The sequence below is a fragment of the Hafnia alvei genome (assembly GCF_964063325.1).
Lineage (GTDB): Bacteria > Pseudomonadota > Gammaproteobacteria > Enterobacterales > Enterobacteriaceae > Hafnia > Hafnia alvei_B.
In genome coordinates this window covers 3,780,760-3,797,781 of sequence record NZ_OZ061315.1, presented here as the reverse complement: position 1 = coordinate 3,797,781, position 17,022 = coordinate 3,780,760, and the positions used below count along the sequence as shown (strand labels likewise).

At 51.0% G+C, this 17,022-nt stretch carries 12 protein-coding genes; all 12 read left to right on the top strand.

The window, feature by feature from the left end:
• Positions 1 to 12 precede the first annotated feature (12 nt).
• The 12 genes from AB3Y96_RS17855 (at position 13) to recD (ending at position 16,995) form a co-directional block, all read left to right on the top strand.
• The gene (locus AB3Y96_RS17855; RefSeq protein WP_043495303.1) at positions 13 to 339 is read left to right on the top strand and encodes a DUF3561 family protein; all 327 of its coding nucleotides are present in this window, start codon (positions 13 to 15) and stop codon (positions 337 to 339) included.
• Between the two features lie 110 nt (positions 340 to 449).
• Entirely contained in the window at positions 450 to 842 is a 393-nt protein-coding gene (locus AB3Y96_RS17850) for a FlxA-like family protein (RefSeq protein WP_081329609.1), read from the top strand.
• A gap of 210 nt (positions 843 to 1,052) precedes the next feature.
• Complete coding sequence (lgt, locus tag AB3Y96_RS17845; protein ID WP_072309667.1) at positions 1,053 to 1,922, top strand: prolipoprotein diacylglyceryl transferase; 870 nt, start codon at positions 1,053 to 1,055, stop codon at positions 1,920 to 1,922.
• Between the two features lie 72 nt (positions 1,923 to 1,994).
• Positions 1,995 to 2,789, top strand: coding sequence for a thymidylate synthase (thyA, locus tag AB3Y96_RS17840; protein ID WP_043495300.1), 795 nt, complete (start codon positions 1,995 to 1,997; stop codon positions 2,787 to 2,789).
• Between the two features lie 256 nt (positions 2,790 to 3,045).
• Entirely contained in the window at positions 3,046 to 3,489 is a 444-nt protein-coding gene (locus AB3Y96_RS17835; protein ID WP_367299856.1) for a prepilin-type N-terminal cleavage/methylation domain-containing protein, read from the top strand.
• Complete coding sequence (locus AB3Y96_RS17830; protein WP_367299855.1) at positions 3,480 to 4,061, top strand: prepilin peptidase-dependent protein; 582 nt, start codon at positions 3,480 to 3,482, stop codon at positions 4,059 to 4,061. Before AB3Y96_RS17835 ends, AB3Y96_RS17830 begins: the two co-directional genes overlap by 10 nt.
• On the top strand, positions 4,058 to 4,525 hold the full coding sequence (locus tag AB3Y96_RS17825) for a DUF2509 family protein (RefSeq protein ID WP_367299854.1): 468 nt from the start codon (positions 4,058 to 4,060) through the stop codon (positions 4,523 to 4,525). Before AB3Y96_RS17830 ends, AB3Y96_RS17825 begins: the two co-directional genes overlap by 4 nt.
• On the top strand, positions 4,519 to 4,890 hold the full coding sequence (locus AB3Y96_RS17820; protein ID WP_072309671.1) for a prepilin-type N-terminal cleavage/methylation domain-containing protein: 372 nt from the start codon (positions 4,519 to 4,521) through the stop codon (positions 4,888 to 4,890). The genes AB3Y96_RS17825 and AB3Y96_RS17820 overlap by 7 nt, the downstream gene beginning before the upstream one ends.
• Positions 4,891 to 5,137: 247 nt before the next feature.
• A complete protein-coding gene (gene recC / locus AB3Y96_RS17815; protein WP_367299853.1) occupies positions 5,138 to 8,509 on the top strand; it encodes an exodeoxyribonuclease V subunit gamma in 3,372 nt (1,123 codons plus the stop codon).
• A gap of 169 nt (positions 8,510 to 8,678) precedes the next feature.
• Positions 8,679 to 11,585 (top strand): pitrilysin, encoded by a 2,907-nt coding sequence (gene ptrA, locus AB3Y96_RS17810; protein WP_367299852.1) that lies wholly within the window; start codon positions 8,679 to 8,681, stop codon positions 11,583 to 11,585.
• Positions 11,585 to 15,142: an exodeoxyribonuclease V subunit beta gene (gene recB, locus AB3Y96_RS17805; RefSeq protein ID WP_367299851.1), complete on the top strand. Its 3,558-nt coding sequence runs from the start codon at positions 11,585 to 11,587 to the stop codon at positions 15,140 to 15,142. The genes ptrA and recB overlap by 1 nt, the downstream gene beginning before the upstream one ends.
• Positions 15,136 to 16,995, top strand: a complete 1,860-nt coding sequence (gene recD, locus AB3Y96_RS17800) for an exodeoxyribonuclease V subunit alpha (protein ID WP_367299850.1) — start codon at positions 15,136 to 15,138, stop codon at positions 16,993 to 16,995. Before recB ends, recD begins: the two co-directional genes overlap by 7 nt.
• The last annotated feature ends 27 nt before the right edge of the window (positions 16,996 to 17,022 follow it).

Below are 17,022 nucleotides of genomic sequence, written 5' to 3'. Positions count from 1 at the left end.
CAGGGTCGATATATGCTAATAAACGCCGCCAACATTCCCGCTGACAAGAAAAAGTCATTGGAGAAAGAAGAGCCTTCCTACGCCTTTGCCGGCGGGGTATTGGGCTTTTCTTTCTATTGGTTGGCTTTTGTTCTGCCCTTTATCGTCTATGGTCTGAATACCCCTTTTTTCCTGCTCTACACGTGGCCGTTTTTTCTGGCTCTGATGCCCATTTCAGTGCTGCTTGGCATTGGTATCAACAAGCTGGTGTCTGGACGACTGCTGATTAGCGTGCCGTTGTGCGGGGTGCTGGTGGTGATGTTGTTCTGGCAAACCTTCTTGTTGCTGACAGGCTGGTAACTCCTGCCGAGTAGGGCAAAATTCTCTACTCAGGTTTTTTCCTCTTACGCCGATAACTCAGAGATATTTTAAAAATATCTTTGGGTTAGTTGTTACAGAGGATAATTACTATGGCAAATGTATCTATCACTATGTCGGTTCCCGCTGCGGGTGTTTCGCCCGCGTTAACCGGCAGCGGCGAAAGCGTTGGTAGCGGAAGCGGCAGCACCGTTGGGGCGAGTACGTCGGGAGGCGGTTCTGACCGTGTCCAACAGCTGATGAAACAAATTCAGGATCTTCAGCAGCAGCTGCGCGATTTAGCGAGTTCGGGCGGCTCACCGGAAGAGATTAAAAAGCAGCAAGAGTTGATTCAAAACCAAATCAAAGCGTTACAGGCCGAAATCGCACGTATTCGCCAGCAAGAGGCGGAGCAGGCGCAGCAAAGCCAGTTGGATAAAGTGGGTAAAACCGGCGACGGCGTTAACCGCCCAACCGATGAAAATCAGATTGATGTTTATATCTGATTTTTTGGCAAACCTGTCATCTCTGCTGATGAAATGACGGGTTTTCCGCTGCAAGATGATTAACGGTTTTACATAACTTTTCCGCAACCTCAAGCCCGCTCTATTTCTTTCCTATGCTATCATGCGCAACTTGCCTTCCCGCTGATATCCCAATGCCTTTTGGTTTAGGGAGTGATAGGGAATAAATATTCGATATTGTCGTGGTGATAGATGACGAGCTATCTGCATTTTCCTAGTTTTGACCCAGTAATTTTCTCTATTGGGCCGGTGTCTTTACATTGGTATGGCCTGATGTATCTGGTGGGCTTTGTCTTTGCTATGTGGTTGGCTGTGCGCCGTGCTAATAAGCCGGGAAGTGGCTGGACAAAAGACGAAGTTGAAAACCTGCTGTACGCCGGCTTCTTGGGGGTATTCCTCGGTGGTCGTATTGGCTATGTGCTGTTTTATAATTTCTCGCTGTTCCTTGAAAACCCTCTTTATCTCTTCAAAGTTTGGGATGGCGGCATGTCGTTCCACGGCGGATTGATTGGTGTCATCGTGGTGATGCTGGTATTTGCTCACCGCACCAAACGTAATTTCTTCCAAGTATCAGACTTTATTGCGCCGCTGATCCCGTTCGGCTTGGGCGCTGGTCGCTTAGGCAACTTCATCAACGGCGAACTGTGGGGCCGTGTGAGCACCGATACACCGTGGGCTATGCTGTTCCCAAGTTCTCGTAGCGAAGACATTCCTTTGGCCGCTACCAATCCACAGTGGCAAGAGATTCTCAACCAGTATGGCGTGCTGCCGCGCCATCCGTCTCAGCTGTATGAACTGCTGCTTGAAGGCGTGGTGCTGTTTATCATTCTGAATCTCTTCATCCGTAAACCGCGCCCGATGGGCAGCGTGTCTGGACTGTTCCTGATTGGCTATGGCGCATTCCGTATCATCGTTGAATTCTTCCGCCAGCCAGACGCACAGCTCGGTCTGTTTGATGGCGTGATCAGCATGGGGCAGATCCTTTCTATCCCAATGATTATCGCGGGTGTGATCATGATGATTTGGGCGTATCGTCGCCCTCAGCCACAGCAAACTCTTTAAATAACGTTTCATAGCCTGCTGCGGACGATCACGCCGCGGCAGGTATCAAAAGCATAAACGTCGTGAGGTGACATGAAACAGTATCTGGATTTAATGAAAAAAGTGCTCGCAGAGGGAACACAAAAGGCCGACCGCACCGGAACCGGCACTGTGTCCATTTTTGGGCATCAGATGCGTTTCAACCTGCAAGAAGGCTTCCCGCTGGTCACCACCAAACGTTGTCATTTACGTTCCATCATTCATGAGCTGCTGTGGTTCCTGAATGGTGATACCAATACGGCTTACCTGCGCGAGAATAACGTCACTATCTGGGACGAGTGGGCAGACGAAAATGGCGATTTGGGCCCGGTGTATGGTAAACAATGGCGTGCTTGGGGTGCGGCTGATGGTCGTCAAATTGACCAAATCAGCAAAGTTATGGAACAGCTAAAACAAGATCCAGATTCACGCCGTATTATCGTATCGGCTTGGAACGTGGGTGAGTTAGACCAGATGGCGTTGGCGCCATGCCATGCGTTCTTCCAGTTTTATGTGGCAGACGGCAAACTCTCCTGCCAGCTGTATCAGCGTTCTTGTGACGTATTCCTTGGCCTACCGTTCAATATTGCCAGCTATGCCTTGCTGGTACACATGATGGCGCAGCAGTTGGATCTGGAAGTGGGCGATTTTGTCTGGACCGGTGGTGATACCCACTTGTACAGCAACCACATGGAACAAACGCAGCTACAGCTCAGCCGCGAGCCTCGTGCGTTGCCTAAGCTGGTGATTAAGCGTAAGCCCGAGTCTATTTTCGATTATAAATTCGAAGATTTCGACATCGAAGGCTACGACCCACATCCAGGGATTAAAGCACCTGTTGCGATTTGATATCGCGTTATTTGCTCTGAAAGCGCCAGCCATTGTGCTGGCGTTTTTTTATCCTTTTTTACCGTAACTTTCGTCCTTATTACTGCTTGGTTTTGCGTGGTCCTTCGCAAACTCCGATGCACGTTTCACTGCGCAATCAAATTGACTGCGGCGAGCATTGCTAAAGCCTTTCGTTCCGCTTTTCCTTTCTAAAATCGGTTTTATAGTCATCTTCCTATCAGGCAGAGATTGAGGGCTTACGATGGAATGGTCACGGATGAGTGGATTTACACTGCTGGAAATGATGGTGGTGATGCTGCTGGTTTCAAGCATGGCGCTGTATGGTCTTCATGGATTCAGGCAGCAGCATATGGCGCTTCAGCTTGAGCAGGCGGGGCTGGCGTTACTGACTTTTTTACAACAGGCGCAACGGCGTGCGTTTGCTGAAAATAGTACGGTCCAAATTGAGGTTAACGCCGAGCAGCGTAGCGTGGAGGTACAAAATACGTCACGAAAATATTTACCTTCCTCACCGGATATTGCTGTCGCCTCTCAACTGACTAAAAACGCAGGGTTTTACGGTGTACGTAATAATGCTTTAGCGGGACATATCGATCTGAGCAATCTGGCTGGAACGGTTAGCATTATTTGGTCTGCGCAGGGGCGTCTGCGGCTGTGCGCGCAGCCTCAACGACTGTTAGGAATACCGTCATGCAACTAAATCATCAGAGCGGTATGACGCTGCCAGACGTTCTGGTTACTTTGCTGCTATCGAGTATTGTCCTGCTATCAAGTAGCCAAATTATGGTCATGCTGAGAGCGAGCAGCGTTCGAACTCAACGCTGGCAACAAATACAAGAAAATATGACCCAGTTGCTCGACCGTGTGGATAAAGATCTCACCCGCACCGGTTTTTGTGCGCGAGGTTGCTTGGTGCCTGAGCCTAAAATTTCGTCTGCGGAGGGAGAAGCCGCCAACTCGTGTCTCATTCTGTTTTACGATCTGAACGGCAACGGGCGAATCGAACTCGCCCCGCCAGCTAACGCGGAGTCATTCGGGTACCGCCTACGCAACGGAGCCTTAGAAACGGCGCGCGGTATTCAGCAATGCTCGGGAAACGGTTGGGAAAAGGTATCCGATGAAAGGGATCTTAACGTTTCGCTGTTTAAAGTGATCCCGCTATATCGTGGATATGAAGTACTGCTGGGATTAAGGCGACTAAAGCCCCCGTTTATGGCTGAACAGCAATCGCGTTTTATTCTGCCTGAGAATGGCCGAGTGATGAGCAAATGAATTTAGCGTATAGCCATGAAAACCCTCAGGCGGGCAGTATGCTATTGCCTTCGATACTCCTGATGCTAAGTTTGTCACTGCTGGTTGTTGGGGCGCAGCAGGGGCACCTGGAGTTACAGGTTCAGAACCTAGCCTATCAGCAGCAGTTCAAGATGCTTCGCCAACAGGCGGAGTCAGCGCTGGAGCTGGCAATAATATCGGACAAATGGCCGACGCCGCTGACCGATGTTTGCCAAACCTCAGCACAGGCTACCGTGTGTTTCAAAGCGATCGGTGCAGAAATTGGGATACTGTGTTCAGCCGCGAAAACGAAAACCCACGGGTTAAAAATACAGCGATTTAGCTATGTGAGTATTGAAAATACGGTGGGTATGCCATTGGCCTTACCGGCAACGCCAAGGATATTAAGACTAGCTAGGGGCTGGCTTGATTACCCTCCGGCCGGTAGCGAAAATTTATGCTAACCACATCAGGACAGAAAGGGCATAGTCAGTCTGGTTTTGGCCTGATTGAGGTCATGGTGAGTATCCTCTTGGTCTCTGTTGGTTTTCTCGGCATGCTGCACTACCAACAATGGATGACGCAGGCACAAATGAGATTGTGGCAACAGCAACGCGCATGGCAGTTCAGCGAGCAGGCTATCACGCTGTATCGAATGGGCGTTCCCGTAGCGGAGATTTCGACACGGTTGTCTCTGCCTAAATCATGGCAGTTGGAGGTCAACATTGAGCAACAGGCAAAATGTGAAATAATTACCGCCAAGATCTCCGCGCCGCTGAACATCCAAGCAAAGCTTGAAAGAACAATCTGCGAACAGTTGACCGAGTGAGCGAGCGCTAATGATTTCCTCCGTACCTATGAAAGGCTAAAGTGTGTATACCCTGCATACTTGAAGCTGCTTCAGCGTTGGCTACGCTCGTGCACCCGAATCACTTACTAGAGTAAGCTCATCGGGATTTACTCACTTGCCGCCTTGAAGCAACTCCAATTATTTTGGGTATAGACCTTCATACTTGAAGCGGCTTCAGCGTTGGCTACGTTTGTTACCCGCCAAAAACTGAGTTATCGGAGAAAGCATGTTTACTGTTTATCACTCGAATCAATTGGATCTGCTTAAGCAACTGATCGCGGCGCTTATTGAAGGCCAACCTTTGCAGAATCCTTTTGAGCAAGAAGTGATTTTGGTACAAAGCCCCGGTATGGCTCAGTGGCTACAGATGGAGTTAGCCAAACAGTTTGGTATTGCGGCGAATATTGAATTTCCCTTACCCGCCACCTTTATTTGGAATCTCTTTACTCAGGTGATGCCGGGTATTCCCAAGGAAAGCGCCTTTAGCAAAGATGCAATGACCTGGAAGCTGATGTGGCTGTTGCCACAAATGCTAGAGCAGGAAGCCTTTGCACCGCTGGCGCGTTACCTTTCTGACGATGAAGACCGTCGTAAACACTTTCAACTGGCCGCTCGTGTGGCGGATCTGTATGACCAATATCTGGTGTATCGCCCTGAATGGCTACAGATTTGGGAGCGCGGTGAGCGTATTGACGGGCTGGATGAAGCTCAGCAGTGGCAGGCTCCGCTTTGGGTTGCGCTTAAAGAGTACACCGCGCAGCTCAACCAGCCTGAATGGCACCGTGCCAATTTATATGAACGTTTTATTCATACCCTAGAGCAATCAACCGAGTGTCCCGCAGGTCTACCTAAACGGGTCTTTATCTGTGGAATTGCGGCCCTGCCGCCGGTATATCTCGATGCGCTACAGGCGCTGGGCAAACATATTGATGTGCATCTGATGTTCACCAATCCGTGTCGCTATTACTGGGGTGATATTCAGGATTATGCCTTTCTTGCCAAGTTACAGAGCCGTAAACGGCGTCATCATATTCAGCGGCAACAAGAGATCGATCTCTTCCGCGATCCGCAAACCGCGTCTGAGTTATTTAATCCCGACGGTGAGCAGGAGCTAAGTAATCCGCTGCTGGCATCATGGGGAAAACTGGGGCGCGATCACATGTATCTGCTGGCGCAGCGTGAACCACAGGAAGTGCACGCGTTTGTTGATTTAGCCCCCGATAACCTACTCAAGCGCATCCAGCACGATCTGTTGGAATTGGAAGATCATGCCCAAATTGTCGATCGACCCGATCGTCTAGAAAGCAGTAACGGCAAGCGACTGCTGGATCTTGGCGATCGCAGCATTAGCGTTAATCTATGCCATAGCCCCCAGCGTGAAGTTGAGGTGTTGCACGATCGGCTGCTAGACCTATTTGCTGAAGATCCTTCTCTCACCCCGCGCGATGTCATTGTTATGGTCGCGGATATCGACAGCTATACGCCGTTTATCCAAGCCGTATTTGGCAATGCTCCGCGCGAGCGTTATCTGCCCTTTGCCATTTCTGACCGCAGTGCGCGACAGGCGCATCCGATAATTCAGGCATTTTTAACCTTACTAGAGCTACCCAATAGCCGGTTTACCTCCGAGCACGTTTTAACTCTGCTTGAGGTTCCAGCCTTAGCCGAGCATTTTGGTATTGGCGAGGAAGGGCTACGTCGTTTACGCCACTGGGTGGATGAATCCGGTATTCGCTGGGGTCTGGATGATGACAACGTGCGTGAGCTCGATCTTCCGGCAACAGGCCAGCACACGTGGCAATTTGGTTTAACCCGCATGCTGTTGGGCTATGCCATGGATAGCCGCTGCGGTGACTGGAACGGGGTTCTCCCTTACGACGAATCGAGCGGCCTGATTGCCGAACTGGCAGGCCAGCTAGCAGACTTATTGATGAGGCTCAGCGAGTGGCGCACGCGCCTGAGTGGTGAATATCGAGTACAAGAGTGGCAGCCGTTATGCCGTGAGATGCTCAATGAATTCTTCGTTCAAGATAGCGAAACGGAAACCGTTCAGGCATTGATTGAGCAACAGTGGCTAAAAGTGATTGGCTACGGGATCAGCGCCGAGTATCCACAGGCCATTCCGCTCTCCATACTGCGTGATGAGTTGGTTTCACGCTTGGACAATGAACGCATTAGCCAGCGTTTTCTAGCGGGGCCGATTAACTTCTGTACGTTAATGCCAATGCGCTCCATCCCTTTCAAAGTGGTTTGTCTGCTTGGCATGAATGATGGCATCTATCCTCGCACTATTGCACCGCTTGGTTTTGACCTGATGGCAAACAAAGTGCAGCGCGGTGACCGAAGCCGTCGAGACGATGACCGTTATCTGTTTCTTGAAGCGCTGCTTTCCGCGCAGGAACGCCTGTATATCAGCTATATAGGCCGCTCGATTCAGGATAATGCGCCGCGTTATCCTTCGGTGCTGGTCAGCGAGTTGATGGAATATATTGCGCAAAGCCATCATTTACCGGGTGATGAAAAACTTGATGTTGATAGCAGCGCCCAGCGAGTGATGGGCTATCTGCAAATAGAACATCCTCGCGTGCCTTTTGCCGCTGAAAACTATGTTAATGATAGCGAAAACCAGAGCTATGCTGCCGAGTGGTTACCTGCGGCGCAGCGCAGCGGTGAGGCTCACCAGACGTTTGCTCAGTCGCTGCCGCTAGAAGATATTTCGATGGTGACACTCGACGATCTCATGCGCTTTTATCGTCATCCCGTGCGTGCCTTTTTCCAAATGCGCCTCGGGGTAAACTTTATTTTAGAAGAGACGGAATTGCCGGATGAAGAGCCGTTTACGCTCGATAACCTCAGCCGCTATCAGCTTAATAGCCAACTGTTAAACCAACTCATTGATGGCGAAGATCCCACCGCGCTATTTCGCCGTGTTCGCTCGGCGGGAGGCTTACCGTACGGGGCTTTTGGCGAGATCTACTGGGAAAAGCAGCAGGAAGAGATGCAAGAAGTTGCTGCCAAGGTTCGAGAATATCGCACCTCGGGACACAGCATCGAAATTGATGACGTGCTGGACGGTGTGCGGCTAACCGGCTGGCTGCAACAGGTACAGGATAATGGTTTAGTGCGCTGGCGGCCTGCGGTATTGGGCGCGGTAGACGGCATGGCTCTTTGGATTGAACACCTTTTTTACTGCGTTAGCGGCGGTGAAGGCGAAAGCCGTTGCTTTGGACGTCAAGACTCGGCCTGGCATTTTGCCGCGTTGAGCAAAAAAGAGGCTGAAAAAGCGTTGCTGCCCCTGATTGAAGGGTATCGCCAAGGCCGTAGCAGCCCGCTATTGCTGCTGCCCAAAACGGGTTGGGCGTGGCTGAATAACTGTTTCGATAAAGATTCGGGCGTTGTTAACTGGGATGAACAAACTCAATCTAAGGCGCAAATGAAGCTACTGCTGGCATGGCAAGGCGACCAGCGGGTGATGGGAGAAGGTTCCGATCCCTATATTCAACGCGTTATGCGTACGATGGATGAGAAGAGACTGCGCGAAATTCAGCAGCTGGCTGAACACTATTATTTGCCATTAGCGCGGAGTAATTTGGCCTGATGGTGGTCAAACCGGTGTGATTTTGTGAGGTTGAATTTGCGTGAACGCTAAGTCTGCCTTAACGTGGTATTAACTTTTAAGCTGAAACGGTATCTCAATCGCTCTATTTTTCAGCATTATACTATCTGTCGCTGACAGTATTTTGGGGTAAATGATGGTTAGGTTTTTCATGCGTAGGCAGTTATCCATCCTGACGGTATTTGCATTTTTGTTGACGAGCGTGTCGCTGTTGTGGATACCGGCGAGTTCAGCAAAAATTGAACCTGCTGGCTGGCAGGCATTGGCGGAAAAGATTGATAAAAGCGCCAGCGATCCGCGCCTCTATCAGGCCATTAAGCTTGATAACGGCATGAAGGTGATCTTGGTTTCAGACAAAGATGCGCCTAAATCCCTTGCCGCGCTGGCACTGCCCGTGGGTTCCCTTGAAGATCCTAATTCACAGCTGGGTTTAGCTCATTATCTTGAACATATGGTTCTGATGGGGTCGAAGCGCTATCCACAGGCGGATAACTTATCCGAGTTTCTGAAAAAGCATGGCGGAAGCCACAATGCGAGTACCGCGTCTTACCGTACTGCGTTTTATCTTGAGGTAGAAAATGATGCCTTGTCGCCAGCCGTTGACCGTTTGGCGGATGCTATTGCTGAACCTTTGCTTGATCCGGTGAATGCCAACCGCGAACGTAATGCGGTGAATGCTGAGCTAACGATGGCGCGTTCACGCGATGGAATGCGTATGGCTCAGGTTTCAGCCGAAACGCTCAACCCAGAACATCCAAGCGCTCGTTTCTCCGGTGGTAATCTGGAAACGCTGAGCGATAAGCCGAACAGCAAGCTTCATCAAGAGCTGGTTTCGTTTTATCACCGCTACTATTCCGCCAATCTGATGGTTGGCGTGATTTACAGTAATCAACCGCTTCCTAACCTTGCCAAGCTAGCCGTGACCTCTTTTGGCCGTATTCCGAACCGTGATGCTAGCGTACCGCCCATTACGGTTCCGGCGGTAACGCCTGAACAGCAGGGAATTATCATCCATTACGTCCCTGCGCAGCCGCGTAAGATGCTGAAAATTGAGTACCGCATTGAAAATAATAGCGCGGCGTTTCGCAGTAAAACCGATACCTATATTGCTTACCTAATCGGAAATCGGAGCAAAAACACACTATCTGATTGGTTACAAAAGCAGGGTTTGGCGGAGTCTATCGGTGCGGGTGCAGACCCGATGATCGATCGTAATGGTGGCGTGTTCTCCATCAGCGTTTCGCTCACCGATAAAGGCTTAGCCGAGCGCGATCGCGTGATCGCCGCGGTGTATGATTATTTAAAATTGCTGCGTGAACAGGGCGTTAAGCCAAGCTATTTCGATGAAATTGCTCATGTACTCGATCTTGATTTCCGCTATCCGTCTATCACGCGTGACATGGATTACATTGAATGGTTGGTCGACAACATGCTGCGTGTGCCAGTGCAAAATGTTCTCGATTCTTCTTATCTCGCAGACAAATATGATCCACAGGCCATTAATGCGCGTTTGGCGAGCATGACGCCGGAAAATGCCCGTATTTGGTTTATCAGCCCGAATGAGCCTCATAACAAAACAGCATATTTTGTTGACGCGCCTTATCAGGTTGATCGTATTACCGCGCAGCAGTTTGCCGCATGGAACACCTTAGAGCAGCGTATCTCTTTGTCTCTGCCAGCGCTGAACCCTTATATTCCTGATGATTTTTCACTTATCAAACCGGTTCAACCCCGTCTGACAAAACCTGAGATTGTGCTGGATCAGCCAGGGCTGCGAGCGTTGTATATGCCGAGCCGCTATTTTGCCGACGAGCCAAAGGCCAATATCACGCTTTCGCTGCGTAACAAAGTCGGCCGTGATGGAGCCAAAGAGCAGGTGATGTTTGCCCTGACTGATTATCTAGCCGGTGTTGAACTTGATCAGCTTGCTTATCAGGCTTCGATTGGCGGGATTAGTTTCTCAACCACCTACAATGACGGTTTAACGATTAACGCCAACGGCTTTACCCAGCGTTTACCGCAGCTGTTGACCACGTTAGTGGAAGGCTATGCCGGATTTGACGCCACCGAAGAGCATCTGGAACAGGCTAAATCATGGTATCGCGAACAGCTTGATTCAGCGGATAAAGCCAAGGCGTTTGAACAGGCCATGCAGCCGATTCAGGCCCTATCAAGCGTGCCTTACACCGAACGCAGCGAGCGAAGAGCGCTGTTGGATGGCATTACTCTAAGCGATATCAAAAACTACCGTAGCCAGCTAATTGAAGGCGCAACGCCAGAGTTGCTGGTGGTAGGCAATATGACCGCTATTCAGGTGAAGGCCTTGGCGCAGAACATTCGCGATCGGCTTAAGTGCGGCGGCACGCTCTGGTGGCATGGAAAGGATGTAGTGATTGAGCATAAGCAGCTTGCCAATATCCAACGAGCCGGTAGCAGTAGCGATTCCGCGTTAGGCGCCGTTTATATCCCAACCGGATATGATGAAATTCAGGGGATGGCCTACAGTAATCTGCTGAGCCAAATTATTCAGCCATGGTTCTACGACCAGCTGCGTACCAAAGAGCAGTTGGGGTATGCAGTCTTTGCTTTCCCATCATCCATTGGTAACCAGTGGGGGATCGGCTTCTTGCTGCAAAGTAATAATCAGGCGCCCGACTATCTGTATAACCGTTACCTAGAGTTTTATGGTCAGGCAGATAAACGTTTGAAAGCGCTGAAAGAAGCTGATTTTAATCAGTATAAACTCGCGCTGGTTAATCAGCTGCGCCAGCGTCCACAGACGTTGGATGAAGAAGCTGGTCGCTTTGCGAATGATTTTGACCGTGGCAACTTCGAGTTCAATACGCGCGCCAAGTTGATCAAACAAATTGATACGTTACATCGCGACAATATTGTGACGTTCTACCATCAGGCGGTGATTAAACCACAGGGAATGGCGCTGTTGTCTCAGGTGCTCGGTGGTCACGCCAATGGGCATTATGCAGCACCAAAAGGATGGACTACTTACCAAAACGCCTCTGCGCTGCAGCAAACTCTGCCCGTTAAGGTTGCTCCATAATGACTCAGGCACAAACGTTAGATGCTTTGGCGCTACCGCTGATTGGGGAGCGCCTGATTGAGGCCTCAGCCGGTACAGGTAAAACATTCACTATCGCTGCGCTGTATCTGCGTTTGCTGTTGGGGCTGGGGGGCGAAAATGCCTATCCTCGCCCCTTGTCCGTAGAAGAAATTCTGGTTGTGACCTTTACCGAAGCGGCGACGGAAGAACTGCGTGGGCGCATTCGGAGTAATATCCACGATTTACGGCTGGCCTGTGTGCGTGGCAGTAGCACCAATCCGCTGTTGTCTGATTTGCTCGATCTTATCGACGACAAAACGGATGCGGTAAGCCAACTATTAGCAGCCGAGCGCCAAATGGACGAAGCCGCTATTTATACTATCCACGGTTTTTGTCAGCGAATGCTCAGCAATAATGCCTTTGAGTCAGGCATTCTGTTCCAACAAACCTTGGTTCAGGATGAACTGCCGCTGCGCCGCCAAGCCTGCGCCGATTTTTGGCGTCGGCACTGTTATCCGTTGCCGCTGAATATTGCGACAGCGGTGAGCCAAGAGTGGAGCGGCCCTGAACAGTTGCTGAGTGATTTACAGCCCTATCTGCATGGGGAACTTCCCGAATTACGCCAAGTGATTGCTGATGACGAAACGCTGGCTCAGCGGCACCAGCAAATTATTGAGCGCATTGATACCGTGAAATCCCAGTGGCGTGCAGCCGCTGGCGAAATTGAAAGCCTGATCGCGGATTCCGGCGTAGACAAACGCAGCTACAGCAGCCGTTATCTACCTAAATGGCTAGCTGCGGTGGGAGATTGGTCGGACGCCGAGACGCAGGATTATCAATTACCCGATGAGCTAAAACGTTTTGGCCAGAACATCCTGCTGGAAAAAACCAAGAAAGGGACGCCTCCACGGCATGTGGTGTTTGTCGCGATCGATCAGCTATTGGTTGAACCGCTGTCTCTGCGTGACTTGTTGTTATCGCGTGCCTTAAGTGAAGTACGTACCAGCGTTCAGCAGGAAAAGCGCCAACATGCGCAGTTAGGCTTCGATGATTTGCTCAGCCGCCTTTCACAGGCGCTACAGCAACCCGGTGGTGAGATGCTGGCTCAGGCGATCCGCCAGCGTTATCCCGTGGCGATGATCGATGAATTCCAAGATACCGATCCTCAGCAATATGGCATCTTCCAAGCGATCTATTTCCAGACAGAGCGCGCCCAACAATCAGACTCGGCGCTGCTGCTGATTGGCGATCCTAAACAGGCGATTTATGCTTTTCGCGGTGCAGACATTTTTACCTACATGTATGCGCGTAGCGAAGTAAGACATCACTACACGCTGGGCACCAACTGGCGCTCATCGCCGAGCATGGTTGCTGCGGTCAATCAGGTTTTCTCCACGATAGAATCTCCTTTTCTGTTCGAAGATATTCCATTTTTGTCCGTTGAAGCGGCCAAGAATAATCAGGCACTGCGTTTTGAAATTGAAGGGCAGCGTCAGCAAGCGATGCATATTTGGCTGCAATCCGGTGAAGGCTGCGGCACCGCTGAATATCAGCAGTCATTGGCAACACAATGTGCCGCGCAAATCCGCGATTGGCTGACGGCGGGGCAGCAGGGCAAAGCGCTGCTGTACTCCAATAAAAACCAGCCGAAACCTGTAGAAGCATCAGATATCACCATTCTGGTGCGTAGCCGCGCTGAAGCGGCATTAATTCGTGATGCGTTAAGCGCGCTGGCGATCCCTTCGGTCTATTTATCTAACCGTGACAACGTGTTTGAAACGCCGGAAGCGCGTGATTTGCTGTGGCTTCTGCAAGCCGTGCTGGCTCCAGAACAGGAACGACTGCTGCGTAGCGCTCTGGCAACCAGTTTGATGGGGCTGAACTCGCAGCAGATTAACCATTTCAATCAGGACGAGCGCTTGTGGGATGCGTTGGTTGATGAGTTTGATGGTTACCGTCAACGCTGGCAAAAGCAGGGCGTATTGCCCATGCTGCGTGAAATCATGGTGAGCAGAAATCTGGCAGAGAATCTGTTGGCCAGTGAGGGCGGTGAACGACGCCTGACGGATGTGCTACACATCGGTGAACTGTTGCAGGAAGCGTCGCTTACGTTAGATAGCGAACCGGCATTGCTGCGTTGGCTCGCGCAGCAAATTGATAACCCCGCAGTGCAGTCGGAAAACCAGCAGCTTCGCTTGGAAAGCGATCGCCATTTAGTGCAGGTGGTGACCATCCATAAATCGAAGGGGCTCGAGTTTCCGATAGTTTGGCTGCCATTTATCGGCAGTTACCGGTTGCAAAAACAGCCGTTGTATCACGACAGAGATAATTTCAAAGCGGTGCTCGATCTGAACTATAACGATGATGCGGTTAAGCTGGCGGAAGAAGAGCGCTTGGCAGAAGATTTGCGCCTGCTCTACGTTGCGCTCACTCGTTCTGTTTATCACTGTAGCCTCGGGTTGGCTCCTCTGTTTTTAGGTGGTCGAAAAAAACAGGGTGAAACCGATGTGCATAACAGCGCTATCGGATATCTGCTGCAAAAAGGGGAGCCAGGAGATGCCGTGATGTTGCAGGAGTGCCTCCAGCGCCTACAAAATGACGATATTGTGGTGACGTCTGTCTCCAGTGAGGATGCGTCACCGTGGGTGCCTAATGCACCAGAAGTACAGGAGCTTCACGCCAAGCAGTTTACCCGCAGGATGCAAGATGACTGGCGTGTCACCAGTTATTCGGGGTTACAGCAGCACAGCAGCACGCCTTTTTTCGACCTGCTTCCTAAACTTGATATTGATGCGGTGGGTGAATCTGATGTTGAAACGACGCCAGAGCTCACGCCGCACACCTTCCCTAAAGGTGCAGCGCCGGGGACTTTTTTACATAGTTTATTAGAACCATTGGATTTCACTCAGCCACGCGATCTTGAATGGCTGAGCGAGCAGGTGACTCTGCAAGGATTAGATGATCAGTGGGTTCCTGTACTCGATCGTTGGCTAGAGGCTATTTTACGCGCCCCGTTAGCTGAAAACGGGCCCTGTTTAGCACAGCTTCCACCAAGCCAAATTCAGGCCGAACTACAGTTTTATCTGCCGATTGAACAGTTGCTAAAAAGTGCTGAGCTGGATGTTCTGATTAAACGTTATGATTCACTTTCCGCCCAGTGCGATCCGTTAGATTTCCGTCAGGTTCGCGGTATGTTGAAAGGCTTTATTGACTTAGTCTTTTGCTGGCAAGGGCGTTATTACGTGTTGGATTATAAGTCCAACTGGCTAGGTGCCGATGAAAATGCCTATACGCCAGAGGCCATGGCGGGGGCGATGGCAGAACATCGTTATGATTTTCAGTACCAGCTTTACTCACTGGCGCTGCATCGGTATTTGCGTCACCGGCTGCCAAATTACCAATACGAGCAGCATTTCGGCGGCGTTTTTTACTGCTTCCTACGCGGGATGTCACCAGATAAACCGGGGCAGGGTGTTTTCCATTGTCGCCCAGATGGTTCGCTTATTGAAGGAATGGACAAGCTCTTTAGTTCGGCCTCGGAGGGCGCAGCATGCTGATTTTTGATCTGCTATTAAGCATGGGAGCACAAAAATACCTGCGTTCTCTGGATGTTCAGTTTGCACGTTTAATGGCAAACCAAGGGCAGCCGCATCTGGCTTTGGCGGCGGCGCTGGTGAGTTTGGAAACGGCTTCGGGTCATGTTTGTTTGCCGCTAAGCCAACTCAGCCTTGCCACGCTGACCAAGCAATTCCCTGACTTTGCCCTCGAGCTTAGCCAGCTGTTTGGTGACATGGATGAAGCGGCATGGCAGGCATGTTTGCTGGCGGAGGCAGAAGTCAGCGATGGGAGCTATTCCGCACCGCTGGTGTTGCAAAACCAACGCTTATACCTGCAACGTCTTTGGCAGGATGAAGGTGTTGTCGCCACTTTCTTTGCGGGCAATGAGGCTGTACAAGATGAATCAAGGTCTGCTTTGCAGGCGATTTTGTCCCAGCTTTTCCCCGCAAGGTCTGAGGAGGCCGAGGTTAACTGGCAGCAGGTCGCTGCCGCCGTTGCTGCAACGCGTAGAGTGTCCGTTATTTCTGGTGGCCCCGGCACGGGGAAAACAACCACGGTCGCGCGCCTGTTGACGGCGCTGGTACGTTTGCATCCCCAGAGTAAACTGCGTATTCAATTAGCCGCACCGACGGGCAAAGCGGCAGCGCGATTGACGGAGTCGTTAGGTAAAGCCATTGAAGTATTAGGATTAACCCCCGCAGAGCGCGAAGTCATTCCTCAGGAAGCTTATACGTTGCACCGCCTGCTCGGGGCACAGCCGAACAGTATCCGTTTGCGTTACCACCGTGAAAACCCGTTGCATGTCGATGTGCTGGTGGTGGATGAGGCCTCGATGGTGGATCTGCCGATGATGTCTAAACTTATCGCCGCGTTGCCTCAGAGAGCCCGGTTGATTCTATTAGGCGATCGCGATCAGTTAGCGTCGGTGGAGGCGGGGGCTGTCTTAGGCGACCTTTGCCGCTTTAGTGAGTTTGGCTATCGTCCTGAGCGAGCTAAACAACTTTCTGGGCTGTGTCAGACAGCGATTCCTGCGGGTGCAGAACAGCCAGATATTGCCGTACGTGACAGCATCTGTTTACTCAGGAAGAGCTATCGCTTTGATGCTAATTCAGGCATCGGGCAGTTAGCTACTGCGGTTAATAGCGGAGATATTTCCGCGGCTCGTCGCTGTTTTGATGGGCAGTTTTCGGATATCTCATGGTCACCGATGACGCAGGATGAAGACTATTCCACGCTTATCCAAACCTGCGTTGAGGGCTATCGTTCAACGCTGCAGCGGGTACGGCAACAGGCTGATGCGGCTGAAGTTCTTGAGAGCTTTTCACGTTTTCGTTTGCTGTGTGCGCTGCGTGAAGGGCCATTTGGGCAGTCTGGACTGAACGATCGTATTGAGCTGGCCTTAGCCAAAGCAAGGCTTATTCACAAGCCTACGCAGGCTCATCAGCGTTGGTACAGCGGTCGGCCGGTGATGGTCACGCGCAATGATAGCTCGTTGGGATTGTTTAACGGCGATATCGGTATTGCGTTGGCTGATGCTGAGAATAACATTCGCGTGTATTTCCAACTGCCCGATGGTTCGATTAAATCTGTCCAGCCTAGCCGTTTACCACAAACCGAAACGGCCTACGCGATGACGGTGCACAAATCGCAGGGCTCTGAATTTGAACATACTCTGCTGGTACTGCCTGCCGATTTTTCACCTATCGTGACGCGTGAGCTGTTGTATACGGCTATCACTCGTGCAAAAAATCAGTTAACGCTGTTTAGCCGCGAGCAAATCTTAAAGACGGCGATCCGCACGCCAACCCTGCGTCGAAGCGGGTTGATGGAACGGATGATGTTGCCCGTCTAGCTGGCTGTCTGCATCCTGCAGACAGCG